This window comes from uncultured Rummeliibacillus sp. (assembly GCF_934216135.1).
GTDB lineage: Bacteria > Bacillota > Bacilli > Bacillales_A > Planococcaceae > Rummeliibacillus.
In genome coordinates this window covers 1-23,784 of the sequence record NZ_CAKQBI010000023.1, presented here as the reverse complement: position 1 = coordinate 23,784, position 23,784 = coordinate 1, and the positions used below count along the sequence as shown (strand labels likewise).

The following is a 23,784-nucleotide window of genomic DNA, read 5'->3' as shown; positions in this document are numbered from 1 at the left end:
ATGAACAAGTATCTGAAGTACAAAAAGAAAATCGATGAGTCGGGATTTACACCAGAGCTAATCAGTAAAATAATTCATGCTCATAAAGAAGATGCAAAGCGAATGAAGCATTTATATGATCGTTACCAGGTTGATGAAGAAAATGGGCCAGCAATATTTAAACGAACTGAGCCACTTCCGAATGCATTTGATAGTGCGCCAACTGTTGCAAGGCTAGATGATAAAGTGAATAACCAATTAAATAATAGTTTTGATGCCGACATTGTTGATACGAAAGTCGGCTATTTATTTGGCCATCCAATTAGCTACTCGATTGATGACACAGAAGGTCAATTTGAAAAGATGCAGCAGGTGTTAGAAGAGTTTTTGTTGCGTAATAGTACAGAAGATGAAGATAGTGAATTAGGGAAGATGGCTACTATTTGCGGATACGGCGCAAGGCTTCTTTACATTGATTTGGAAGGTCATGAACGTATTAAGTTGATTGAGCCTTGGCAAGTTATCTTTATTGGTGACGAAATTCATGCACCAACTTACTCAATCAGATACTACACAGAGGACGGCGTTCAATATGTTGAATGCTATGATGATACGAACATTTACTTCTTTGAACAGGATGGATCAGCATTTAAAGCAACTGGTGAGCAGCCTCACCTATTCGACTACAATCCACTTTTTGGCACAGCAAATAATCGTGAGCTAAAAGGTGATGCTGAAAAGGTTTTAAGTTTAATAGATGCTTATGACAAAACAACCTCAGATGTGTCTAATGAGATTGAGCAACTTCGATTAGCTTATCTGATTATTAAAGGTGCTGGGATTGAACAGGAAGATGTTAAAAAAGTAAATCAAAGCGGTATATTTGAACTGTTTGGTGAGAATGACGAGATTAAGTACTTAACTAAAGACGTCAATGACACCATGATTGAAAATCATCTAAAAAGGTTAGAGAAGAACATTCTTCGATTTGCTAAATCAGTTGATTTCACTAGCGAAGAATTTGGAACAAGTATTTCTGGAGTAGCTTTACGATTCAGACTCATGGCACTTGAAAACAAATCTATAACGATGGAACGAAAATTTACTAGTACCTTACGCTATGAAATGAAAGTGCTTTTTAGTGCATGGGCAAAACGTTATGGATTTAACAAAGAAGATTACTTAAAAGTGTTCTTCGTATTTAAACGTAATATTCCAGTGAACTATTTAGATGAAGCACAAACATCTCAAGCATTAAAAGGGATTGTGAGCGAAGAAACTCGCTTAAGTTTACTTTCTTTTGTAGATGATGTGAAGTACGAACTCGAAAAGATGAAAGCTGAAGAAGATGCTTATAGCGATAGATTAGGAGGATTAGAGGATGATGGAGTAGATGATGAACCATGAATCAACAAGAAATTAAACAGGAAATAGAAAAACTTATTCAGCGTGCTGAAACAGATATTGAATTAGTCTTTTCTTTACGTTTACAGAGCATTTTAGATGAATTGAATAAAATGTATGCGAAGTTTGTAAAAAGCGATGAGACAAGCTATACAGACTTAAATAAGTACAATCGTTTATCCAAAGAACTAGATAAAATTGCAAAAGAGATTACTGAAGATTATAAGGACATTGTCAAAAAGATAGTCGAAACGAATGAAAATATATATGTCGAGAATTACTTGAAAATGGCATATCTATTTGAGGTGTTCACAAGCACAGAAATGGGCTTTGCACCTCCATCTAAAGAATTAATTCAAACGACTTTAACGAATGCAATTAAATATCTGACTTTACCATCAATATTAGAAAAACATCGAAATGAGATAGTACGTCGATTGAACATTGAAATCTCCCAGTCACTAATATCAGGTGAGGGATATTGGAAGATGGCTAAGAGAATTGAAAATGCAGTCAACTTCAGTAAGAAAAAGGCAAGGGCTGTTGCAAGAACTGAGGGAGGGCGTTCCTTATCGCTTTCAGATGAACAAGTTTTTGAACAGGCTAGTAAACACGCAACTGTCACGAAAGTATGGATGTCAGCACTAGATAATGATGTTAGAAGTGCTCATAGGAAATTAGATGGTGATAAGGCAGATAGAGATGGTTACTTCCACTATGATGGTTTGAAAGCCAAAGGGCCACATCAATGGCATGTTGCTAAGATGGATATAAATTGTCGTTGTATCGTGATTTATCTTGTTAATGGTATGTTGCCAGAGGTTAGTCGTGGTAGAGATTATCGAGATGCTAATTATCAACAAAAGCTTGCTGATCGCATTGATAAATACATGGAACAAGGTCTTACTTACGCTAAAGCTCTTAAGAAGGCACAAAAAGAAGTTAAACCGCCGAATGTTGTTGTTCCATTCCAAACATATGGAGAGTGGGAGAAGAAATTTGTTGCATAGAAAGGAGAAGAAGATGCAAATATTATTTGAACATCCATATTGGACTTTAATTTTTATTTGTGCAATTGGCTTTTGGGTTACAGCAGCATTATCTAATTTTGAAAAGAAATAATATTCGTCTTTAAGCACTAGACGTTAAACAGGCTTATTTATTTTGGCTTCATTTAGAGCGATATGCTCGGAAAGATGGTGGTCTAAAATATCTCGCAGTCAAGCGTTAAATGACAAATACTCGCGTTCTATGGGCAAAACAAAAGCGTGTAGAGGGCAATGGAGGAATATGAAATGAAGATTACATTAGAACAGCTTAGAACGTTAGTCGAAGGCGGAGATCAAGCAGCTCTTGAATCATATATCAAATCTGGATTAGAAAAGAGCGACATTCCATCTGTACTGGAGACTAACAAGGAAATTAAAAGTTATTTTGATGCTGAGAAGGATACGCATCACAACAAAGCGTTGGAAACGTGGAAGTCTAATCATTTGCAAGCTTTAATCGACGAAGAAGTAAAAAAACGCAATCCAGGGAAAACGCCTGAACAAATCGAAATTGAAAAGCTTCGCAAACAAATTGAAGATGCTGAAAATGCTCGTAAACGTGAAGCATTGGTTAATAAAGCATTGAAGGTAGCAAAAGAAAAGAATTTACCTGATGACATTATTGATTTCTTCATTGCTGACAACGAAGAAAATACAACAGCTAATCTAACTAAGTTTGAAGAAACTTTCAATAAAGCAGTACAAAGTCAAGTGGAAGCTAAATTTAAAAATGGCGGTCGTAATCCTGGTGGTGCTGGAAGTGGTGAGAAAGACGATGAAGGCACATTTGGTAAAGAGTTAGCAGCAGGGAAAACAGATACAAAAACAATTGAAGAAGCACAACAAAACTATTTTGGATAACAGGAGGATGAAAAATGAGTAAATTCAAAGTAACTGAATTTGGTAATTCAAAAACAATTCTAAAATTTCCAGATCATTATCTAAATAAACCTTATACCGTATCAGCAACTGGTGTTACAGCTGATGCAGACGGTCGAAAAATCGTGAAAGCTGGAACAGTGTTGCCAGCAAATGATGCAACTGCAGAAGGCGTACTATTCTACGATGTAGATGTTACGCACGGGGACGCTCCTGGTGCTTTATTAATTCACGGCTTTGTAGATTCTACAAAATTAGATGTTCAGCCTTCTGCAGAAGCGAAAGCAGCATTAAAACAAATAACATTCCTATAATTTATAAAACTGAGAGGACGATATAAATGCCAAAAACTATTTTTGATTTAGTAAATGCAAAAGACATTGCAAGTTATATTGATAACTCACCATCTAATACAATTCCTTATTTAGGGGCGACATTGTTCCCATCTAAAAAGCAAGTAGGATTAGATTTATCTTGGATTAAAGGAGCGAACGGTGCACCAATTGCTTTAAAACCAGCAGCATTTGATGCAAAAGCTTCTGTTCGTGATCGTATTGGTGTATCTAAAGTTGAAACAGAAATGCCGTTCTTCCGTGAAGCAATGCGAATCGGTGAAAAAGACCGTCAGCAATTATTAACATTGATTAAAGCAGGCAACGAGGAAATGTACAAAACAAATATCACTCGTATTTATGATGATGTGACAAATCTTGTTAATGGCGCGAATGTACAACCTGAACGTATGATTATGCAATTATTATCGACTGGTAGAATTGCAATTACTGCAAATGGATTAGCACTTGATTACGATTACCAATTACCTGCAGCACACAAAGAAGTGCTAGCAATTGGGGAGAAATGGTCTGAATCAACTTCTACACCAGTTCAAGACATTGAAACTTGGATGACAAAAGTACAGCAAGACTCCGGTGTTCGTCCAAATCGCGCAATCATTAACAGCGTAACAATGGGATATCTAGTAAATCATTTATCCATTCGTAAAGATGTTAATCCACTAGGTGGAGAGAACATTATTTTTACACAAAAAGACGTGATTAATTACTTCAAAAATAAATTAGATCTCTCTATTGCGGTTTACGACAAAGTGTATGTTGATGAAGTAGGTACTACTCGTAAATTCTTCCCTGATGGCGTGTTTACTTTAATTCCTCAAGGTACATTAGGCAATACTTGGTATGGCACTACTCCGGAGGAAGCTGACTTGCTAAATGGCCAAACTGATGCAAATGTATCAGTGGTAAACACTGGTGTTGCGGTAACTACAGTTAAAGAAGTTCACCCTGTCAACGTTCAAACAATTGTTTCTGAAATTGTAATGCCATCATTTGAAAATATCAATCAAATCTTTATTGCTACAGTAGCATAGTAGGAGGGGCTTTCAAGCCTCTCTTTTAAATTGGAGGGAAAACTATGTCGAAAGTGAAAACTACTTTACTTGGAAATGTAAAGGTTAATAAAAAACATTCTGTAATCGGTGAAACTGTTGAGCTTGAAAAAGAAATCTATGACGAGTTACTAGAAAAGAATCTAGTATCTAAACATTATGAAGAAGTTGCAGATCCAATTATTAATGTATCTGGTTTATCTGCTGAAGAACTCGACAAACAATTTAAGGCAGACCAATTGAAAGCATACTTAAAGGCAAATGATATTGACTTAAATGGTGCAAATACCAAAGCTGAATACATTAAATTAATCATTGGAGAGTAGGTGGTCAGTTTGTGGCAACCAGACTTAAAAGATATTGAAGTATTTAAAAAGTTGAACCAGGAAAAATCAGATAAGCATGACGAGTATTATCTGACAATGTTGCCATTGCTTGTAGACCATGTGAATGAAAAGGTAAAAGAAGCAACAGGAAAACCAATTGAATTTGATGTCAACAGAAAGCCTGTTCTGAATGCTAACTATACATTGTTTATTGCTAAAGCAATTCAACATGGAATGACAAATGTAGGCTTGAAGGGACGTTCGATGGGAAGTGTCTCATATACATTTAATCTCGACTTTCCACAAAGTCTATATACTCAGTATTTGCCTCGTAGAAAGGTGAGATTCCATGTCTTATGATGAATTTCCGCACTCAGTAATAATTAAAGAATTCGTTGATGGTAAAGATGATGGGATGGGTGGAGAAAAACCACCTGATTGGGTTGAAAAGGAATCTGATTTCACATGTTTTATCGATACTCCAACAGCTAAAGAAGTATATAATGCCATGCAGTTGAATCATAAGCTAGATCGCTATATGTATTATCCATATCGTACAGATATCATGCCAGGTATGAGAGTGATATATGATGACACTACTTATGAAACAGAAACCAAAGCAGAAGACCAAGGCGGTATGCATGAAATCATGCGAATTGCTTTGAAAGAGGTGTAGTTATGAGTATTACTCGTTTTGGGAGTAAAGAGCTTGAACGAGCACTGAATAAATGGTCTGACAAGATTGAAAAAGAAGTAAAACGTATTATCCACGAAACTGCACTTCTAATACAGAGTGAAGCAAGAGCACTTGCACCGGTTGACAGTGGTTATTTACGTCATTCTATAACAATTGACTTGTCTGGCGATGGATTAACGGCTCTTATTTCAGTTGGTAGTGAATATGGTATTTATATTGAGTACGGTACCGGTATTTATGCGGTGAAAGGAAATGGTAGAAAAGATGGTTGGGTTTACTATAACGAGAAATACGGGGAATTCGTATTTACTCACGGAATGAAAGCACAACCGTTTTGGTTTCCAGCTATTGAAGTTGGTAAAACGTATTACGAAAAAGAAATGAAGAAGTTGGGAAGGTGATTGAATGTCACTAGCATTTGCACCAACACATCAGGCAGTATACAATCGTTTGCTAAGCGATACAACGGTACAATCACTTTTAAAAACTACGGTTGATGGTAAGAAATATAAAAAGGTTTGTGACTACGTTCCAGCTGACATACCTTATCCATACATTGTGATAGGTGAGCCAAGAACGGATCCATTTACAGTAAAAAATTCAGATATTGTAGATGTTTTTATTACATTGCATATTTGGAGTAACTATAAAGGTAAGAAAGAAGCTTATGACATTCTAACAGCCTGTCACGAAGCTTTTTTAATTAAGTTAGATATAACTGGTTACACAGTAAATAACACGTCATGGAGTGACGCTCGGGTGTTTGACGACATCGATGGAGTGCTACGACATGGCGTTTTAACATTGAAATTTAATTTAGAGAAGGAGCGTGTATAGAATGACATTGAAAAACGGTAAAGATACGATTCTACTAATTCAAAAAGCGACTGCAGCACTTGGTGAATCTGCTTTTGTCATTGCACAGCAAACTGACTTAACGCACTCAATCGAAACTGAAATGAGTGACGAAAAAACAAAATTTGGACGTGTGGTGGCACCCGGTACTACATCGGAATCATTTGAAGTTACAGCATATGGTGACTCTGATGATGATGGGCAAGATCTCATCATAGAAGCCATAAAAAACGGAGAGCAAATTAAAGTATGGAAGGTGGATTTACCACATAATGCGAACGGTAAACATAATGCGACATTTGCTTATGGTTACTTTGAATCGGCAGAAGAAAAAGCAGGTACAGAAGGATTTGTAGAACTATCAGGCACAATTCAAGTACTTGGTCAATCACAAAAAGGTGAACTGGATCCATTACCAATTGAAGTTATCGAATTTGGTAAATATGGATTTGAAAAACCTGGTGAAAAGAGCGGAGAATTAGGTAGTACACAAACAGAACAACCTGCAGGCTAACAGGAGGGGGTATCCCTCTCTTTTTTAATACAGAAAACTACTAATTGGAGGAATTGAATATGTCGTTACTTTTAACCATTGGAGATAAAGAAGTACAAGGAAAACCATCTTTTGCGTTTTTAAAATTAGCAGATTCTAAATATGGGACATTTCAAGAGAAAACGGGTGAAATGACCGGCGGATTAATGAATATTTTATCAGGCGTTATTGAAGGTGACGTTCAAGCAGCGGCTAAGTATTGGGATTGCGCTACGGCTCATTTAAAAGACAAGCCTACTATTGAAAAGATAGAAGAAGCTTTAGAGGCTCGAATTGAAGCTGATGAAGATACAGAACCTCTTTTAAAAGAAATCTATCATGAATTGACGAATAGCGGTTTTTTCAAAAAGACGGTCAAGGAATTCTGGAAGAATCTCGAAATGATGAAGGACTTCGGGAAAACAGAGGAAGAGAAAACCGAAAACAAAACAGCTTACGATCTAATGATGGCGAAGAAAAAAGAAATAGAAGCATAGACTTCGACCAACTCGAGATTGATGCTATTCAGCACTTGAATATCACTGATTTAGATTATCTTTATAGCTTAACTCCAAAAGAATACAACAATCTTATGAAAGGCGCTATGTTACGAGATGTGAAGAATTATGAAGATATGGCAGTACAAGCGATCTTTACAGCTCGAGCACAAAATGAAAAACGTGTGAACGTTAAAAAGCTATTTAATGCGGAAAAAGTTCGTAAACAGATACTAAATAATGAATCTCAAGTTGCTGAAGAAAAAGACTTTACGCTATTCAGAAAAGCGAAAGAGGCAATGAAAAAATATAAGATTGGAGGGTAACAGATGACAGAACGCTTTAACGCCATTGTTGGTGCAAATATCAAAAATTTTCTTGCGAAGATGAGAGAAGTGCATTCGGTACTGCAAAAGACAGCAACTGGTGCGAATGCTGATATTGGTGCAAACGTGAAAGCTTTCAACGCAAAAATGACACTTGTACGTCAAAGTTTGCGGAATGTTGAGTACGCAAAGTCTGAAGCTACAGTTAGTGCAGATATTTCACGCTTTAATAGAACAATGGCAGTGTTAAAAGCTAAAATGCTAGCACTTTCTAGTAGTAGTGTTGTAGTTCGTGTCAAAGCAGACTGGAACAATTTCAGAGCTGGTTGGCAAGCTGGACAACAAATGATGAGCAAAATTGCTACATCAATGAGGAATTTCGGAGAGATAGTTAGTACATCTCTACAAGGTGCATTTATTTCAGTAGTACCAGCTATTTCACCAATCATTGCTAACATTGGTGCTCTAATTGGTTCACTAGGTCCTGTTATTGGAACAGTTGCAGGTAGTACCTTTGCATTAGTCGGTGCATTTGCAGCAGCAGGATCTGCAGCAGTCGCATTTGGTGCAGTAGCAATACCGACCATCAAAAATCTATTTGCTGAAAATGCAAAATTAAATACAGAACAGCAAAAAGCCAAGTCAGCTTTTGACAATATGAAAGCTACATATAACGAATTAGTCAAAGCGACAGAACAACCTGTATTGAGTGCTTTTACAAAAGCAATGGATATCACAAAGTCATTGCTAAATCAGCTTAAGCCACTGTTCGTGCAATCTGCACAAGCTGTTGACTATTTAATGAGCTCTCTAAAAAAATCAATTGGTACTCCACCAGTACAGAAATTCTTGGAATACCTAAATTCATCTGGTGCACCGTTGCTTGTTACTTTTGGTAAAGCTTTCGGTAATGTGTTCAAGGGCATTGCAAGTATGTTAACTGCCTTTGCACCTTTAAGCGCTTCGACCGCAAGTGGTTTTTATGATATGACGAAAAGCTTTGCAGATTGGGCAGCAGGACTAGATAAATCTAAGAAGTTCCAAGCATTTATCAGTTATGTTCAAACGAATATGCCGAAGATTAAGAGCGTAGTTGGTGATGCAATTGTAGGTATAGTGAATACCTTCTCTGCATTTGCTCCAATGGCTTCTGATATGCTAACTAACTTGCAAAGCATGATGTCTAAGTTCAGAGAGTGGTCATCATCACTTTCTGAGAATCAAGGATTCCAGAAGTTTTGTGATTACGTGGTTCAAACTGCACCATCTGTAATGTCCTTAATCGGTAACTTAACAACTTTTATAGTTAATCTTGGAGTGGGAATGGCTCCACTTGGTCAGAAAATATTAGAAATAGCAAATAGCTTTTTGACTTGGGTAAATGGCTTGATGGCTGGTAATCCCATCATTGGTCAAGTAATTGCAGTGATCACATCATTAACGGGTGTGGTAATGACGTTCTTACCTTGGATATTGAGTGTTGGTACTGGTTTTAAAGCAGTAGTTCCTTCTATAACATCATTTGCGCAAGGCTTAATGAGTATTGGACCAAAAATATCTGTAGTAGCAACGACTATCTTAAATCTTGCATCTAAAGCTCTCCCATGGTTAATTCGTGGGTTTAGCTTATTGGGTGGTCCTGTGGGGGCTGTAATAGCTATTTTCGGTTTATTAGTAACTGCAGGGATAGCTGTTTATAAAAACTGGGATACAATCAAAGCGTCATTATCCAAAACGTGGAATAGTATTAAATCTTCAGCGGTTTCTATTTTTACTGCAATAGGAAACTTCTTAAAGAATACTTGGAATAATATCAAGAATGTAACAAGTACGGTTTGGAACGGTATTAAATCAGTTTTATCATCACTTTGGAATGGACTTAAATCATTAGCAAACAGTGCATTCAATGGGATAAAGTCTACCGTTAGCAAAGTATGGAATACCATTAAATCTATTTCATCATCCGTATGGAATGGGATTAAAAGCGTTATCTCAAGTGTATGGAATGGTATTAAGAGCGTTGTTTCTAGTGCTTTAAATACTGTCAAATCCGTAATTTCAAATGGTTGGAATAGTGCAAAGAGTGTTACATCAGCTGTAGTAAATGCTATTAAAACAGTGGTTTCAAACATCTTTAATAAATTTAAAGATGTTGTTTCGAATGCTATGTCCAAAGTAAAAAGCGCAATTGAAACAGGTTGGAATAGGGCAAAATCCTTCCTTGATGGAATAGATCTGGTAAGCGTTGGTTCAAACATTATCCAAGGTTTAATTAACGGTATTAAATCCAAAGTAAGTGCAGTGGTCAGTACAGTAAGCGACATTGCAAATAAAGTGACAAGTACCATTAAAAAAGCAATGGATATCCATTCACCTTCTAGGGTTACTAAAAAGCTAGGGGAGTATACAGGTCAAGGTTACGTAAATGGTATTAAAAGTAAGGTGAAAGATACTGCAGCAGCGGCTAATAAAGTTGCGTCTGCAGCTAAAAAAGCATTTAATGAATCAATGCGTGGGTTAGATTTAAAGCTGCAAGCAGGGCAAATCAGTACAACTACTTATGTTAAACAAGCGAAGGCACTTGGAAATAAATACAGATCAGTTACAAATGCTCAAAATACAGTTGCAGCAAAAATTAGAAAAGCTACAACATCACAAGCATTGAAAGAGCAAAGAGAAAGACAAGCAAAACAAACAAAGCTTCAAAAAGAATTTAATGCTAAATTGACTAACTTGAACAATAGGTATGCTTCTAATGATTTAACTTCAAAGCAATATATTAGCAAGCTTAGCGGACTGAAGAAAACCTATAAAACTGTCACAAATGCTACTTCGAAAATCAACGCGAAAATTGCAGCAACAAAGAAGAAAATGCTTTCTGATGATATGTCAAACTTATCTATGAAATATTCGAATGGAGATCTTACTACTAAACAGTACCTTCAAAAACTAGAGACGTTGAAGAAAACTTATAAAAACGTTAAAGGTGCTATTACTAAGATTGATAAAGAGTATAACGCTGTTCGATTTGAAAATGATAAAAAAACTTCTGATAAAATTCTGGCTAATGATAAGTTAACGGCAACACAACAAGTTCAACAAATTATCAACTTATCTAAAAAGTACAAAAAAGGGACAGAAGAACGTGTTTATTTCGAACAACAAGCAGCAGAAAAGAAAAAAGCTATTTATGATGGTTTAATCGCTCTAAACGATGAGTATACCGCTAAGATTCAAGAAGCTAATCAAAAGCTAATTGATGGAGAAAAAGCTTTAAATGATGAGTATGCTAAAGCAGTTGTTGATCGTGCCAATGCAATTAAAGGATTTGTCGGAATCTTTGATGCAGTTCCTGAAGCTGCAGAAACAAGCGGACAACAATTGAAAGCAAACCTACAAGCTCAACTTGAAACGATTCGTAGTTGGTCTACTAATATGGCAAGTTTGGCATCAAGAGGAATTGATAAAGGATTACTTGAAGAACTACAAACATTAGGGCCAAGTGCTGCAAGCCAAATAGCAGCATTGAATACCTTATCCGATACAGAACTTCAAGAGTATGTTGGGTTGTGGCAAGAAAAATCAGAAACAGCAACCGATATTGCAAAAAATCAGTTGACTGATATGCGTCAAGATACTGATATGCAAATAGAACAGTTGCGTAAAGAAACACAAGCACAACTTCAACAATATAACGTAGAATGGCAAAATGCTATTAAAGATTTAACGGGCAAAACAAAAGGTAAATTTAATGCCCTAACTGCATCTATGCCAGCAATCGGGAAAAACGTCATCAAGGGTATGCAAAATGGTTTAACAGCAATGACACCAGCATTAATAGCTCAGGCTGAGTCAATTGTTAAAAGCGTTAAAGCAACAATTCAAAGTGCTTTGGATATTCATTCACCAAGTAGGTGGGGCAAAAACTTCATTGGTAAAAACTTAGTGTTAGGTATTATTCAAGGTATTAGCAATATGCAATCAAGAGCGGTATCTACAGCGTTAGAGTTAGCAAATGAAGTTAAAGCAGGCTTAACCGATGGAATAGTACAAAGTGATGTTTTAGGTTACACTGCATCATCAACAAGTGCTATAAACAAAGAGTTAACTGTTAAAGTCAAAGTTGATGTACCTGAGGATGGCAATAACAACGGAAAAGGCGTTGGAGTAGTAAATCAAGAAGTTCACTTGCATAGTCCAAGAGAGTTATCTCCAAGTGAAAATGCACGTCAAATGAAAAAACAAGCTCAAAAACTAGCCTTAGAATGGGGGTAGTCATCATTGGAAAAAGTGATATTTACGAATAGTCGTGGAGAGTCCGTTAAATTTGGTGACTCTCCTTTTTATTTACAAGTAGTAGAAGGGCTAGGAGATGTATCGGCAAATATTCAATCTCAAAAAAGTCCCTATATTGATGGATCAACATACCTTGATACTTTACTTGACGAAAGAGAAATTGAGCTAGAGTTTGTCATCTCATATCCATTTGGCACATACGAAGATGTTTCAAAAGCAAGATCAAGAATAGCTAGTGTATGTAATCCAAAGTTGGGACCAGGTGAGTTGCGATATGAGAATGATTACTTTGTTCGAATCATAGCAGCAGTGGCTGATAGTGTTCCTGAATATCCTGACAAAGGTAGTAGAACTAAGGTATTGCAAAAAGGGAAAGTCACATTTGTTGCTCCTGATCCATACTGGAAGTCACTTGCAATAGCAGAGGAACCAGCATTTAAACCGTTATTCAAGTTTCCCTTTGAAGGACCGTTTCAAATGGGATTACAGCAGGATAGGCGGATTATTAACAATGATGGAGATGCACCAACGCCTCTATTTGTAGAGTTTTTTGGCCCAGCAGTAAATCCTATTATCAGAAATAATTCAACTGGAGAATTTATAAAAGTAAACCAAGAGTTGCTCGAGGGAGAAAAGATGGTCATTGATACAAGTGAAGATAACAAGTCAGTTCACTTTATAGATGAGACAGGTTCAATAAGGAATGTATTCCATTGGATTGATCTTGATAGTTCTTTCTTTAAACTACAAATTGGAGAAAATGATATTGAATATACAGCGGATAACGACATTCAAGGAGCTCTTGTAAACATCAGTTATAACAAGCGCTACAACTCAGTATAAGGAAGGTGGAAAAATGGCAGAGGTTTATAAGTTTTTTAATTCGGCACCGGGAGATGAACGGTGGCATTATGCTAGTGACTTTGCAGATTATTTTAGTTCGGTATTATCTGCAGGTCTTCTGTTAGATCAGAATCAAGAATATGGGTTGCAAGTCACATATGATTCAGGATTAAATGTTAAAGTTTCAACAGGTAAAGCACTTATCAAGGGATATAGCTATGAAAATACAACTGATTTGACTCTTACTCATAATTTACCTGAAACAACTTTAGATCGAATTGATAGGATAGTACTTCGACTTGATTTAAAGAATGCATCTCGTTATATAAAAGCATTTGTAAAAGAAGGAGTAGCTAGTGAAACTCCTGTAGCCCCAGAGTTACAACGAGATCAATATATTTATGAATTATCGCTTGCACAAGTTCGATTAAGAGCGAATACAGCGAGTATTGAAGCCAGTGACATTAAAGATGAAAGAGCGCTAGAGGATTTATGTGGTATTGTTCAATCATTAATCACGGTACCAACATCTGTTTTTCAGCAACAATTTGATGCCTGGTTTAATAGTCAAAAAGATATTTACGAATCAAATATTATTGAATGGCAGAATCAAGAGAAAGTAGACTTTGAATCGTGGGTTGCATCGTTACATGATATTTTAGATGGCGATGTTGCAGCTAATTTGGCTAATCAAATTACTACTGTTCAACAAGATCTTGCTGCGCATAAGGCAGATGATGCGTCGAACGTAAAGAAAGGCCATGTGCAGTTAGTTGATGATATTAAAGGTAATTCAACATCATTAGTACCTACTCAAAATGCGGTTCGCAAGGGTATCGAACAAACTAGCTATAAAACAGTTAAGAGCGGTAAAGATGCTAACGGTATATTTACTACTGTCCAATCTTATCGTAAGTCAGATGGAACTCTAGCGCAGAAATCAGTACTTAGTGGTGGTACAAGTCCTAAATATACGACCCGTACTAACACATATTATGCCGCTGATGGAACAACCGTTGAAAAAACGGAAACATTCACATTGACGTATGATGCCGATGGAATTTGTATAAGTGAGGTGTAGAGAATGATACAACTTAGTGACCATGGTGGGGCTTACGGTGGTGGTAAGTATCGAAAAGACTCGTTAGTACCCCTTAAAGATACTAATCTTCCAGAGTATCTTGTTTTTTTAATAGGCGTGAATTATAAAAGGGGTATTTGTTCAGATTCTAATTATTTATACGTTTGTGACGATTATGCTATCAAACGCATAAATCTAAGAACCAAATTAGAAGACCCATCATGGAACTTATATTACGCTACTGATGCAGGGAGTAGTAATTTACCGATGAGTATGATAATCATAGATGGAGCCTATTACGTACTATTCACAAATGGAAAATTAGGAAAATTTACTGGCGATTTACAAAGGGCTACTTTTATGTCTATTGCTATGGTATCAAATCCATATAACGTTCAATTATATCATTATAACGGTAAACTATATTGTATGCTGAACAATAGCACCTTGGCTATTTACACCGTTGATAAAACAACAGGGGTGACCACTAATATATTCAGCAAAACTATAGGTAGTAACTATTACAATTGGGTGTGTGTAGATCAATATGTTTACTATAGCGATTGGTCTTCTAACAAAATAGCGTCGTTTAATTTATCAACACTAGTTACCAACACTTCCATATTTGGAACTGATACGTATAACTCCGCATCTATACTTGATTTTGATCGAAATACAGGAGCTATAACATTTCTTAACCGTGGTACTAATCTAATTAAACGTGTTCCGGGTTCAACTCCAATTTACAGTAACGAAATATCTGCTGATAATTCAATTGTAGGGCGTATCATTTATAATTCGATAAGAAAAAAATATTATATATTTGAGTATCAGACGTTAAGAATTATAAACGCCACTACAGGAGCTAAAGAATTTGAAAAAGTTATGTACGGATCTATATATAAAAACTCTGGACAAACTCATTCACAGATTTTACAAGACGGTTCTGTTTTTGGTAACTTCGCTCTCGTACACATCGCATACAACGATGACAGAGAGATTCCAGCATTTCTAATGAGTGATATAACATTGACAAAATAATAAAAAGGATGATGTGCTATGAATCAAATATTGTTGATTGGAGAAAAAATATCAAACGATAAAGTAAAGGTCACAACTATTCATTATCAACCGAATACTCTTAGTGATGAGGTTCTCAATTCTGGATACTTGGTAACTAATCTTCCAGACCCTAAGTATGTAGAAGGTAAATACGCAGTAACATATTACAACCCAGAAATTAAGGAAGTCTTCTACGAATATGAAGATAGACCTTTAACTCCAGAAGAAAAAGCAGAACAAAGTTTAAAAGAGGTAAAAAGTTTAAAATCACAAAATGCTGAAATTATTTTGGCATTAACTTTAGGAGGTTTGATGTAATATGGATTGGTTTGCTACTATTAAGGATTTCTATGATGAAGGGTTTTATGACAATTCAAAAGTTAAAATATTTGTCGAAAAAAGTAAAATCACACAAGAAGATTACAAGAAAATCACTAGCGAAGAGTACACAGCTTAATAAACATCAGGAACAAATAATACACTAATATAGTACAACACTGAGTAATATTCTTATATGGTAAAATATAGAGAAAAGTTATTAGGGGGAATAATTATGAATTCTTTTATCTCTATACTTATTTATATGGTTAGTTTATTTATTCTTTATAATGTTGTGAAAACAGCTGTAAGAAGAGGAATTAATAGTTCAATAGTTGGTCAGGTAATGGAGAAAAAACTAGGAACTACAGAAGAAAAGAAAAAATCCTTTTTTGATAATGATTTAGATGATAATAGATGAAGTCCTTTTCTAATAAACAAGGATCTTTTATTAATAAAAGGATAAAAGTCAGCTGTAAATAAGGTGGCTTTTTATATCGCAATAGGAACATGATGTGCAGTAAACTCAGTCAATCGACTAGCGTTATTTTTATTGTTAATGATTTAAAATTATCAAAAATTCCACCTTCTATTATTGTAAAATATTAATAGAAAGTGAGGGAAATGATATTTATGTTTAACTATTATGATTTTGCTAAATTTATGTTAGTTGGAGTGAAATTTTTAAAGGCATCAGTTTATGGAACATTAGGTATTGCACTATATGTTAACATTATTGGTCCTAATGAATTAGCAGACATTTTAAAAATAGAAAATCCAAGTAAAGAGGGAATTAAACAAATAGGTATTTTTATTCCAAATTATGTTTTATATTTAACATTTGGTGCAGTAATTTTAGAAGTATTATCAAATATTTTAGAAATACCAAGTACTATAAAAGATTAACATCAGAGAGCACAGCGATAATTTATATCGGATGTGCTTTTTATATGCCTTTCACAATCTGTGGAGGGTTTTTATTATGAAAAGAGAGCAGGTGAATCATGCTACCACTAAGAATAATCGACATAAACTTTAATCTAATAGATGAAATAACCAAATATGCATCATTACAGTTAACACGTAAGCATCATGAAATCGGTGAAATTGAAATCAAAATTAATCGATATGCAAAGGGCGCAAATGAGTTAACAAAAGACAGAATAATTTTTCCTCTAAACCAACTGCATAAGGTCTATCAGATTAAACATCGAGAAATTGAACTTGATGAAAATGGAAAGGAAACGGAGAACTGGATTATCAAAGCAAAACCATTGAAAGCATGGCTCTCTCAACGATTGATTCTTCCGCCAGAAGGTAAATCTAATGATGAATTAAAAGATAAGGCTGAAACAGTCATGAAGCATTATGTTGATGTTTGTGCGGTTAATCCGGTAGATGCTAAACGTAAAATTCCAAACCTAGTAATTGCTACTGATCAAAAACGAGGAGATAAAATCAGTCGTTCAGCTCGTTTTGACGTTCTCTCAGATGAAATAACTACAATATCACAACTAAGCGGATTGGGATGGAATATTAGCGTAGATTTAAAAAATAAACAGTTTGTATTTGATGTGGTAGAAGGTGTAAACCGTGTAGCAACACAACGAGATAATCCACCTGTTATCTTTAGCCCAGAGTTCAATAGTCTAAAGAGTATGGGCTACACTGAATCTTACCTTGATTACAAGAATATGGCGTATGTCGCTGGTCAAGGAGAGGGGGTGGATAGACGTGTAATTACAATTGGTGATACCGCATCTGGCTTAAATCGTTATGAACTGTTTGTTGATGCCCGAGATGTAGGGGAGACAAATACTGACGATGATGGTAATGAAACACCAAGATCACAACAAGAAATCGAAACGGACTTAACAGATCGCGGCAATGAAAAGTTATCAGAACATAAACAAGAAATCTATATGGAAGGACAGATCCTCACAAAGTCACCATTCATCTATGAGAGAGACTGGGACCTAGGCGACATAACTACTCAGCAGAATAAGAACTGGGGTATTACCATGGATGCTCGTATAACCGAAGTAAAAGAAATTTATGAAGCTGGTAATCCAAAACGTATTGAGGTTGTGTTCGACAAAGATAAGCCAACATTCATGAATCTCATAAAGCGACAGTTTAAGAATATGAATCCAGTGATTAAGCAGTAAGTTGTCAATGATTAGTCAAAAATTTCAAAAGGAAGCACCTTCCTCCTGTCGAAAATAGTAGATAGAAAGGAGGTGTTTTCCTTGAATGAAAGTCAAGTGCTAGAAAGAATTAAAGAAGCTGATGGTAATACGATTGTAATGGGATTTAGTAATGAACAAGATGTACGTGAAACTGTTCTATCAGTTGAAAAACTAATGAATGATGACAGAATAACATTAGGTCAATTAACAAGAGATGATAATTACTCCGTAGAAATAAAAGCGCGCGTTAAATAATATGATTGATCAGTGCACATCTGAACAAGATGTGCTTTTTATATAGTGTCAAAAATAGCGGAAATCTATTAAAGGTGAATGATCCTCTTTGTCGAATTTAGGAAATAGAGAGGATGATAAGATGAAAGGTATAGTAGAATTTGTAAATGTTAATAAAGGTTTTGTTGCTGTTATGACAGAAAACCATGATTACTCTATAGTAGAAATAGTAGATAGCTATGTTCCAGAGATTGAAGCTATTGTTTATGGTAACTTAGAAAATTTAGGTGGAGAAACGCTAAAATGTATTGATGACGGGGTAGAATTTGATGTATTTATACAAGACATCCATTCTAACTTAAACAATGCAAAAAGAATACTATTTAATTAAATTAATTTAATTCAAGTAAAAGGTATAACGCACCTAACTAAGGTGCGTTTTATTATGCAGAAAAGTAGGTGTAGCCAATGGATGTAAAAACAGCAAGCGAAATAGCAACAAGCCAAGCAGTGTGGGCGATTTTATGCGTCCTACTAACCATTTATGTAATGCGGCGTTCTGAACAGCGAGAAAATAAACTCATGGCTCATTTAGAACGTTCAAACGAATCCCAAGCAAAAACGGCGACTGCGCTAGAGGGGATAAATAGAAGTTTATCTTCTTTAGAAACTCGCGTGGATCGCATTGAAAAATTTACGGAAAAGGATGATTAAAATGACAACAGAAAAATTAAAACAATATATTGGATTATTCGGAGGATGGCTTGGAGCCGTCCTTTTATTTTTGCAATCAATTGGAGTTACTCTTGCACATTTTAACAATGAAACTATTGATGCATTTGTTGGTGTATTAGAAGCATCAGTACCTTTTGTTTTAGTGGCATATGGAGTTTATAAGAATAGCTATCTATTAAGCAAAAAAGCTAAAATTCAAGAAGAATTATTGAAAAAGAAAGGATTGAAATAATAATGGTAAAACAATTTGTAATCAGTTCAGGTCATGGAGATAAAGTTTCAGGAGCAATTGGGATATTAAACGAGCACAATGAAGCTAAAAAAGTTGTTAATCGGGTGTATAGCATTTTAACAAATGATTATAACGGTAAAGGCTACAAGTACCATGAAACTACTGCTACAAATCAACAACAAAACTTAGCAAATATCGTGAATTATCACAATAGCAAAGAACGAGCATTAGACATTAGCGTTCACTTCAATAGTGCTTCAGCTGGTGCGACTGGAACAGAGTGCTTGTACTACGATAAAAAATCATTATCAACTAAGATGTCTAAAGCTATGGCAAATGCTTTAGACATCTTAGATCGTGGAGCAAAGGAAAGAAAAGAACTGTACTTCTTGCGTAACACATCTAAGCCGGCAATTCTCTTAGAGGTTTGCTTTGTAACAAGTAAGAAGGATGCAACGGCATATCGTAAGAACTTTGAGGATTTAAGCCAAGCAATCGCAAAAGTGATTGCTGATGAATTAGGATATAGAAAGAAGGTTACAACGGTAAGTAAACCAACTGTGGAAGCACCTAGCTACTATAAGAGCGGTTCGGGGTTATTTCGTATCAAGAAACCTTGCTACGCTTATAAAGGTGTCAGCTTTAGCGACAAATCAACTCGTGTGGAATTGTGCCAAAGGGGTACTAAATATACGATTGTAGGGATTGTAAAGTACGGTTCAACATATCGCTTAAAAACAAAATCAGGATTATTTATTACTGCAAATAAAGAGTATGTAGAGAAAATCTAAACAATGCATTGAAGTGATTTGCATGCTGAATATTATATAAATATAAATGTAGGGGATTTGTTTTTGTCCTTTTAAAAACACTACTGCATGTTCCCTACATTTGTAATAACTAAATAAAAAAATAAAAAATAAATACATATAACAAAAAAATTACGAAACTGAAACTAAAAAGTTGATCTCCTTTTATTTTTTTCTGCTAATTTTTAAACCCTCCACATTAATGTGGAAGGTTTTTATATAAATATGGTGAATGATACATATTCATTTTGTTAAAACTTACACTAAGTAATCAACATTCTCAAAAGTGGTGATCAAAATAGGGCAGAATGAATCATTGACTAATATTGAAGTGCTAAAAAAACTTTTTCAAAAATCAGCTGATGTAACTTTCCAAAAATATAAATTTCAAAAACAAACAGTACATCTAATTACATGTGATGCAATGTATGACACTTATCTATTCAATAAACTTGTTATCGAACGTATTGGTTTTTTCTGCAACAATTTAGTTGGTTCCCTCGAAAAGCGGATATTGGTCGATTTACATTTACCTATTCTGAAAAAGGTCAATACAGAACAAGAAGCAATAAAGATTGTATATAGAGGATTTGTACTAATTTACTTTGAAGAAGAAAAATTACTTTACTCATGCAATATCGCTTTAAAACCAAATCGTAAAATCAAAGAGACAAATTTAGAGGCAACTATTTTAGGACCTCGAGATAATTTTATCGAAGACATTGATATTAATATTGCATTAATCCGAAAACGATTACCAACGAATTCATTAGCGGTAGAAAACCTAGAAATTGGGAAACGTTCGCAAACAAAAGTAGCCATATTGTATTTGGATGATATAGCAAATGAGCAAACCTTAAGGCAAATTAAAAAAAGTTTAAAAAATGTAGATACAGATATCATTGTTAGTGGTGATCTTTTATTAGAACATGTTTTTAAGAAAGTTGGACTTTTTCCAAAAAGTCAATATACAGGTAAAGCAGACTTCGCTTTACAAGCATTAGTTAGAGGAAGATTTCTTATTTTAGTGGATGGTGTTAGTTATGCATTAATTTTACCTGTCAACTTTTTCTTATTAGTAAAGTCAAGCGAAGATATTGAATATCTACCATTGTATACATCTATTGTCCGTTTGTTAAGGATTGTTGGAATTTCATTAGGAACCTTTCTACCGGGTTTTTGGATTGCACTTACAGAGTTTCATCAAGAACAGTTACCATTTCAATTAATAGCAACAGTTGTTCAGTCAAGAAGTGGGATTCCACTTCCAGCAGTATTTGAGATGTTAATTATGTTATTTATCTTTGATTTATTAAAAGAATCAGGGCTACGCTTACCGTCATCACTGGGTTCTATTTTAGGGGTAATAGGAGGGCTTATTATAGGTAATGCCTCAATTAAAGCTGGATTAACCAGTCAATCTATGATTCTTATTATTGCGGTTTCGACTGTTTCTACATTTATGTTAGTAAATCAAGCGCTTATCACAAGTGTAAGTATTGTTAGATATATTTTTGTAATAGCTTCCGGCTTCTTAGGATTATTTGGTTTTTTCATGACATTATTCTTTCTAGTGATTTATTTATCTAATATCCGAGTATTTGGGGTATCATATATGAATTTATTTGGGGATTTATCATGGAAAACGGTGATGTCTTCTGTGTTTAGATTGCCTGCTAAATCATATAAAACACGTCCAGAGATGTTAAAAACAAAAGACAAAACTAGAAGTTGAATATATTAATTTAAAATTTTCATATACGCTAATTAGGTAATGAAAATCTGATTTATGTTGGTCAGAAGATAAAATTGAAGTAATTAGATGCCCTGTCTTCCACATGGAGGATGGGGCTTTTTTATCTTTATTTAAAGTTAGTATAAATATCCTTAAAGACCTCGAAAGATTGAATACATAATTTGTAAATAGCACTGTCTTTCATATTGGAGATAGGGCTTTTCTGTTCATAAATATAAACAATAATTCTTGTTTATAAATATTTACATATATAGTTATTTTAATTATTATAATAGTTAATAATGATTATTAGGAGGATAGTAAATGAAAAGAATCATCTACAACCGCTATGTACTATTAGCCATAGTAATCCTTTTAATCTCTACTGGGTCAATTTTTATATATAACAACTGGCAAAAGTTTTTAGAAGATTGGTTTAACACTCTTTCTATACTAACTGGGGCTATTGGAATAATTACAACGCTTTATAATTGCTGGGATTCTTTCAATTTATTTATTACGAGAGTATCTATTATTTTAAGTAATTCTTCATCTGTTTGGAACGTCGCAGCTAGATATGAAGGGGATTTTGAGGAAAGTGATTTTATTGCTATATTGAATAAAATCCGCGAGAAAAATGATATTCAAGATTTTTTTGAAATTAGTAATACAACATATAGATTAACAATGAATGGTCTTCATTATTCTTTAGAATATAGTGAGTTTTTAGATGATGAAGGAGTCGAACAAATAGGGAAAATATATATGCGGATTTTAGATTTTAATAGCTCTTACAGTCATTCTATAAAAAAACTTGAAGATGTGATAATTCCAAATCTAAGGATTATCGAAACTAGTTGTAAACCAACTAATCAAACTTTTTCTTTCAAGATTTCCTTTGAGGGTAAAAATCCTTTTATAAACCTTATAACAAAAAATATTAAACAAGGGACTATTAGAAAATTATGGTACTCTATAAGTGAAGAAACAAAATTGGGAAGAAGAGATATAAAAGTAACAGAAAAAAGTGTAGAATGTACAACTTCTGACATATCAGACTTTCAAAATTCTTCTTTAAATTTCATTTCGTTAGTAGGGGGATAAAAATTATGAGATCGTATCATTTTCTAGATGTTAAGGATTTTTCAATTATTGAGAACTTGGAAGCGGAAGAGGAAATTAGTACTGAGCAACAAATCTCTTTATCAGGTATGGTTGATGATCCAATAAGTTCTATCAAATTAATTAAAAGAGATTATTATAAAGGTTTTGATAAACTTAATATTCATCATGAAAAAGTAAAGAAGAAAAAAGGAAGGGCATATGGTGAAGATGCCGTTTTTAATTCTTTTATAGAAAATAACGACATGAGTGCATATTATAATGATGATTTGAAGCTTCTTTTAATAGAAGGAAATAAAGGATCAGTAAATGATTTTATTAAGAAGTTTGAAAAAATATTCACTCCCGGTTTTAGAGTAGAACGATCATCAGTAGACTTTCCATTTTTAATCCAGCAAACTCAAAATGTATGGGGTGGATGGTTAAATGGGTTTAATGATGGTAATTTGAAGAGTGTAGCTCTATATGGCGATCATGTGAATCTTAGCGAAGACTATGATCGTTTTAAAGCAGCTGGTAAATTAAGTTCATTAAATTGTTCTATTGCTTTTGCAAAAAATACATATGATTTTATGATTACCGCTAACAGAACAGTAGTCATAATGCAAAGCTTTACACAAGAGCAAGATATAGATTTACTATTGTTTTTAAAGCCTATGCTTTACAAAGAAACCTTACAAACAAATTAAATATAATGTTGGCCAGTTTTAAAACTGGCCTTTTTTATTTTGAAATAAGAATAAATGTTCTTTATAGCGAAAACAGACGTTCGTATTTGATGAGGCAACATCGAGTAATCATAAAATATGTGGTCAATATTTCACCAGTTGATTATAGAGAATATTAAAAGAACTGACCTAATGGCCAGCTCTTTTTTGTTTGAAAAGCATTTGGTTTTAGTGGAATAAAGAATGAAATTTTTTGCTTGTTATCAATAAAATTTAAGATTAAAAATCTCCTGATTTTACTCAATAGAAACAACAATTGCAGTAATATCAATGGTTTACGAAAATTAAAAAGTAACAAAAAAATAACAAAAAAGTAACATTTGGATTGAAAAAAGATGAAATTCTTAGAGATAATCGCTACAATGAATAGAGTGAAAAACCTTATAAATCAAGGATTTTAAACAAAATATGAAAGAGGATGAAACCATGAATCCATACGAAGAGTATATGC

Annotated in this window: 30 protein-coding genes; all 30 read left to right on the top strand. The window is 34.4% G+C overall.

Features of this window, described 5'->3' with window-relative positions; translation table 11 throughout:
- The 30 genes from Q0977_RS13370 to Q0977_RS13225 all read left to right on the top strand — a co-directional run bounded on the left by Q0977_RS13370 (position 1) and on the right by Q0977_RS13225 (position 23,294).
- Positions 1–1,386: a phage portal protein gene (locus Q0977_RS13370; RefSeq protein ID WP_299514862.1), complete on the top strand. Its 1,386-nt coding sequence runs from the start codon at positions 1–3 to the stop codon at positions 1,384–1,386.
- Complete coding sequence (locus tag Q0977_RS13365; protein ID WP_299514859.1) at positions 1,383–2,393, top strand: phage minor head protein; 1,011 nt, start codon at positions 1,383–1,385, stop codon at positions 2,391–2,393. The genes Q0977_RS13370 and Q0977_RS13365 overlap by 4 nt, the downstream gene beginning before the upstream one ends.
- A gap of 285 nt (positions 2,394–2,678) precedes the next feature.
- Positions 2,679–3,293, top strand: coding sequence for a DUF4355 domain-containing protein (locus Q0977_RS13360; RefSeq protein WP_299514856.1), 615 nt, complete (start codon positions 2,679–2,681; stop codon positions 3,291–3,293).
- A gap of 14 nt (positions 3,294–3,307) precedes the next feature.
- Positions 3,308–3,625, top strand: a complete 318-nt coding sequence (locus Q0977_RS13355; RefSeq protein ID WP_299514853.1) for a hypothetical protein — start codon at positions 3,308–3,310, stop codon at positions 3,623–3,625.
- A 26-nt stretch (positions 3,626–3,651) separates the two neighbouring features.
- Entirely contained in the window at positions 3,652–4,698 is a 1,047-nt protein-coding gene (locus tag Q0977_RS13350) for a major capsid protein (protein ID WP_299514850.1), read from the top strand.
- A 44-nt stretch (positions 4,699–4,742) separates the two neighbouring features.
- Positions 4,743–5,042 carry a hypothetical protein gene (locus Q0977_RS13345; RefSeq protein WP_299514847.1) on the top strand — a complete coding sequence of 100 codons (300 nt, stop codon included), beginning with the start codon at positions 4,743–4,745 and terminating at the stop codon, positions 5,040–5,042.
- The gene (locus Q0977_RS13340) at positions 5,043–5,402 is read left to right on the top strand and encodes a hypothetical protein (RefSeq protein ID WP_299514844.1); all 360 of its coding nucleotides are present in this window, start codon (positions 5,043–5,045) and stop codon (positions 5,400–5,402) included.
- On the top strand, positions 5,392–5,718 hold the full coding sequence (locus Q0977_RS13335) for a phage head closure protein (protein ID WP_299514841.1): 327 nt from the start codon (positions 5,392–5,394) through the stop codon (positions 5,716–5,718). Before Q0977_RS13340 ends, Q0977_RS13335 begins: the two co-directional genes overlap by 11 nt.
- 2 nt (positions 5,719–5,720) lie before the next feature.
- Positions 5,721–6,140, top strand: coding sequence for an HK97-gp10 family putative phage morphogenesis protein (locus tag Q0977_RS13330; protein ID WP_299514838.1), 420 nt, complete (start codon positions 5,721–5,723; stop codon positions 6,138–6,140).
- A 4-nt stretch (positions 6,141–6,144) separates the two neighbouring features.
- Positions 6,145–6,576 carry a DUF3168 domain-containing protein gene (locus tag Q0977_RS13325; protein ID WP_299514835.1) on the top strand — a complete coding sequence of 144 codons (432 nt, stop codon included), beginning with the start codon at positions 6,145–6,147 and terminating at the stop codon, positions 6,574–6,576.
- A 1-nt stretch (position 6,577) separates the two neighbouring features.
- Complete coding sequence (locus Q0977_RS13320) at positions 6,578–7,108, top strand: phage major tail protein, TP901-1 family (RefSeq protein WP_119416239.1); 531 nt, start codon at positions 6,578–6,580, stop codon at positions 7,106–7,108.
- Positions 7,109–7,167: 59 nt separating this feature from the next.
- A complete protein-coding gene (locus Q0977_RS13315) occupies positions 7,168–7,623 on the top strand; it encodes a tail assembly chaperone (protein ID WP_299514829.1) in 456 nt (151 codons plus the stop codon).
- 35 nt (positions 7,624–7,658) lie between these two features.
- Positions 7,659–7,949 carry a hypothetical protein gene (locus tag Q0977_RS13310; protein WP_147414497.1) on the top strand — a complete coding sequence of 97 codons (291 nt, stop codon included), beginning with the start codon at positions 7,659–7,661 and terminating at the stop codon, positions 7,947–7,949.
- A gap of 3 nt (positions 7,950–7,952) precedes the next feature.
- A complete protein-coding gene (locus tag Q0977_RS13305) occupies positions 7,953–12,224 on the top strand; it encodes a hypothetical protein (RefSeq protein WP_299514822.1) in 4,272 nt (1,423 codons plus the stop codon).
- Between the two features lie 15 nt (positions 12,225–12,239).
- Positions 12,240–13,088, top strand: coding sequence for a phage tail family protein (locus Q0977_RS13300; protein WP_299514970.1), 849 nt, complete (start codon positions 12,240–12,242; stop codon positions 13,086–13,088).
- Positions 13,089–13,101: 13 nt separating this feature from the next.
- Positions 13,102–14,169, top strand: coding sequence for a hypothetical protein (locus Q0977_RS13295; protein ID WP_299514819.1), 1,068 nt, complete (start codon positions 13,102–13,104; stop codon positions 14,167–14,169).
- A 3-nt stretch (positions 14,170–14,172) separates the two neighbouring features.
- Positions 14,173–15,210 carry a hypothetical protein gene (locus Q0977_RS13290; RefSeq protein WP_299514816.1) on the top strand — a complete coding sequence of 346 codons (1,038 nt, stop codon included), beginning with the start codon at positions 14,173–14,175 and terminating at the stop codon, positions 15,208–15,210.
- An 18-nt stretch (positions 15,211–15,228) separates the two neighbouring features.
- Positions 15,229–15,549, top strand: coding sequence for a hypothetical protein (locus Q0977_RS13285; protein WP_299514813.1), 321 nt, complete (start codon positions 15,229–15,231; stop codon positions 15,547–15,549).
- Between the two features lies 1 nt (position 15,550).
- Positions 15,551–15,688 (top strand): XkdX family protein, encoded by a 138-nt coding sequence (locus Q0977_RS13280; protein ID WP_299514810.1) that lies wholly within the window; start codon positions 15,551–15,553, stop codon positions 15,686–15,688.
- 96 nt (positions 15,689–15,784) lie between these two features.
- A complete protein-coding gene (locus Q0977_RS13275) occupies positions 15,785–15,970 on the top strand; it encodes a hypothetical protein (RefSeq protein WP_299514807.1) in 186 nt (61 codons plus the stop codon).
- Between the two features lie 212 nt (positions 15,971–16,182).
- Positions 16,183–16,455, top strand: a complete 273-nt coding sequence (locus tag Q0977_RS13270; RefSeq protein WP_299514804.1) for a hypothetical protein — start codon at positions 16,183–16,185, stop codon at positions 16,453–16,455.
- Positions 16,456–16,553: 98 nt separating this feature from the next.
- A complete protein-coding gene (locus Q0977_RS13265; RefSeq protein WP_299514801.1) occupies positions 16,554–17,717 on the top strand; it encodes a siphovirus ReqiPepy6 Gp37-like family protein in 1,164 nt (387 codons plus the stop codon).
- Positions 17,718–17,798: 81 nt separating this feature from the next.
- On the top strand, positions 17,799–17,993 hold the full coding sequence (locus tag Q0977_RS13260) for a hypothetical protein (RefSeq protein ID WP_299514798.1): 195 nt from the start codon (positions 17,799–17,801) through the stop codon (positions 17,991–17,993).
- A gap of 121 nt (positions 17,994–18,114) precedes the next feature.
- Entirely contained in the window at positions 18,115–18,363 is a 249-nt protein-coding gene (locus Q0977_RS13255) for a hypothetical protein (RefSeq protein ID WP_299514796.1), read from the top strand.
- Between the two features lie 77 nt (positions 18,364–18,440).
- Positions 18,441–18,686, top strand: a complete 246-nt coding sequence (locus tag Q0977_RS13250) for a BhlA/UviB family holin-like peptide (protein WP_119416641.1) — start codon at positions 18,441–18,443, stop codon at positions 18,684–18,686.
- A 1-nt stretch (position 18,687) separates the two neighbouring features.
- The gene (locus Q0977_RS13245) at positions 18,688–18,939 is read left to right on the top strand and encodes a phage holin (RefSeq protein ID WP_299514791.1); all 252 of its coding nucleotides are present in this window, start codon (positions 18,688–18,690) and stop codon (positions 18,937–18,939) included.
- A 2-nt stretch (positions 18,940–18,941) separates the two neighbouring features.
- On the top strand, positions 18,942–19,730 hold the full coding sequence (locus tag Q0977_RS13240) for an N-acetylmuramoyl-L-alanine amidase (protein ID WP_299514788.1): 789 nt from the start codon (positions 18,942–18,944) through the stop codon (positions 19,728–19,730).
- Between the two features lie 334 nt (positions 19,731–20,064).
- The gene (locus tag Q0977_RS13235) at positions 20,065–21,483 is read left to right on the top strand and encodes a spore germination protein (RefSeq protein ID WP_299514785.1); all 1,419 of its coding nucleotides are present in this window, start codon (positions 20,065–20,067) and stop codon (positions 21,481–21,483) included.
- A 324-nt stretch (positions 21,484–21,807) separates the two neighbouring features.
- Positions 21,808–22,587, top strand: coding sequence for a hypothetical protein (locus Q0977_RS13230; RefSeq protein WP_299514782.1), 780 nt, complete (start codon positions 21,808–21,810; stop codon positions 22,585–22,587).
- Positions 22,588–22,592: 5 nt separating this feature from the next.
- Positions 22,593–23,294, top strand: coding sequence for a hypothetical protein (locus Q0977_RS13225; protein WP_299514779.1), 702 nt, complete (start codon positions 22,593–22,595; stop codon positions 23,292–23,294).
- The last annotated feature ends 490 nt before the right edge of the window (positions 23,295–23,784 follow it).

Coding starts and splice junctions, on each gene's coding strand:
- Q0977_RS13370 (WP_299514862.1), top strand. CDS start 1: ATGAACAAGTATCTGAAGTACAAAAAGAAAATCGATGAGTCGGGATTT.
- Q0977_RS13365 (WP_299514859.1), top strand. CDS start 1,383: ATGAATCAACAAGAAATTAAACAGGAAATAGAAAAACTTATTCAGCGT.
- Q0977_RS13360 (WP_299514856.1), top strand. CDS start 2,679: ATGAAGATTACATTAGAACAGCTTAGAACGTTAGTCGAAGGCGGAGAT.
- Q0977_RS13355 (WP_299514853.1), top strand. CDS start 3,308: ATGAGTAAATTCAAAGTAACTGAATTTGGTAATTCAAAAACAATTCTA.
- Q0977_RS13350 (WP_299514850.1), top strand. CDS start 3,652: ATGCCAAAAACTATTTTTGATTTAGTAAATGCAAAAGACATTGCAAGT.
- Q0977_RS13345 (WP_299514847.1), top strand. CDS start 4,743: ATGTCGAAAGTGAAAACTACTTTACTTGGAAATGTAAAGGTTAATAAA.
- Q0977_RS13335 (WP_299514841.1), top strand. CDS start 5,392: ATGTCTTATGATGAATTTCCGCACTCAGTAATAATTAAAGAATTCGTT.
- Q0977_RS13330 (WP_299514838.1), top strand. CDS start 5,721: ATGAGTATTACTCGTTTTGGGAGTAAAGAGCTTGAACGAGCACTGAAT.
- Q0977_RS13325 (WP_299514835.1), top strand. CDS start 6,145: ATGTCACTAGCATTTGCACCAACACATCAGGCAGTATACAATCGTTTG.
- Q0977_RS13320 (WP_119416239.1), top strand. CDS start 6,578: ATGACATTGAAAAACGGTAAAGATACGATTCTACTAATTCAAAAAGCG.
- Q0977_RS13315 (WP_299514829.1), top strand. CDS start 7,168: ATGTCGTTACTTTTAACCATTGGAGATAAAGAAGTACAAGGAAAACCA.
- Q0977_RS13305 (WP_299514822.1), top strand. CDS start 7,953: ATGACAGAACGCTTTAACGCCATTGTTGGTGCAAATATCAAAAATTTT.
- Q0977_RS13295 (WP_299514819.1), top strand. CDS start 13,102: ATGGCAGAGGTTTATAAGTTTTTTAATTCGGCACCGGGAGATGAACGG.
- Q0977_RS13290 (WP_299514816.1), top strand. CDS start 14,173: ATGATACAACTTAGTGACCATGGTGGGGCTTACGGTGGTGGTAAGTAT.
- Q0977_RS13285 (WP_299514813.1), top strand. CDS start 15,229: ATGAATCAAATATTGTTGATTGGAGAAAAAATATCAAACGATAAAGTA.
- Q0977_RS13280 (WP_299514810.1), top strand. CDS start 15,551: ATGGATTGGTTTGCTACTATTAAGGATTTCTATGATGAAGGGTTTTAT.
- Q0977_RS13275 (WP_299514807.1), top strand. CDS start 15,785: ATGAATTCTTTTATCTCTATACTTATTTATATGGTTAGTTTATTTATT.
- Q0977_RS13270 (WP_299514804.1), top strand. CDS start 16,183: ATGTTTAACTATTATGATTTTGCTAAATTTATGTTAGTTGGAGTGAAA.
- Q0977_RS13265 (WP_299514801.1), top strand. CDS start 16,554: ATGCTACCACTAAGAATAATCGACATAAACTTTAATCTAATAGATGAA.
- Q0977_RS13255 (WP_299514796.1), top strand. CDS start 18,115: ATGAAAGGTATAGTAGAATTTGTAAATGTTAATAAAGGTTTTGTTGCT.
- Q0977_RS13250 (WP_119416641.1), top strand. CDS start 18,441: ATGGATGTAAAAACAGCAAGCGAAATAGCAACAAGCCAAGCAGTGTGG.
- Q0977_RS13245 (WP_299514791.1), top strand. CDS start 18,688: ATGACAACAGAAAAATTAAAACAATATATTGGATTATTCGGAGGATGG.
- Q0977_RS13240 (WP_299514788.1), top strand. CDS start 18,942: ATGGTAAAACAATTTGTAATCAGTTCAGGTCATGGAGATAAAGTTTCA.
- Q0977_RS13230 (WP_299514782.1), top strand. CDS start 21,808: ATGAAAAGAATCATCTACAACCGCTATGTACTATTAGCCATAGTAATC.
- Q0977_RS13225 (WP_299514779.1), top strand. CDS start 22,593: ATGAGATCGTATCATTTTCTAGATGTTAAGGATTTTTCAATTATTGAG.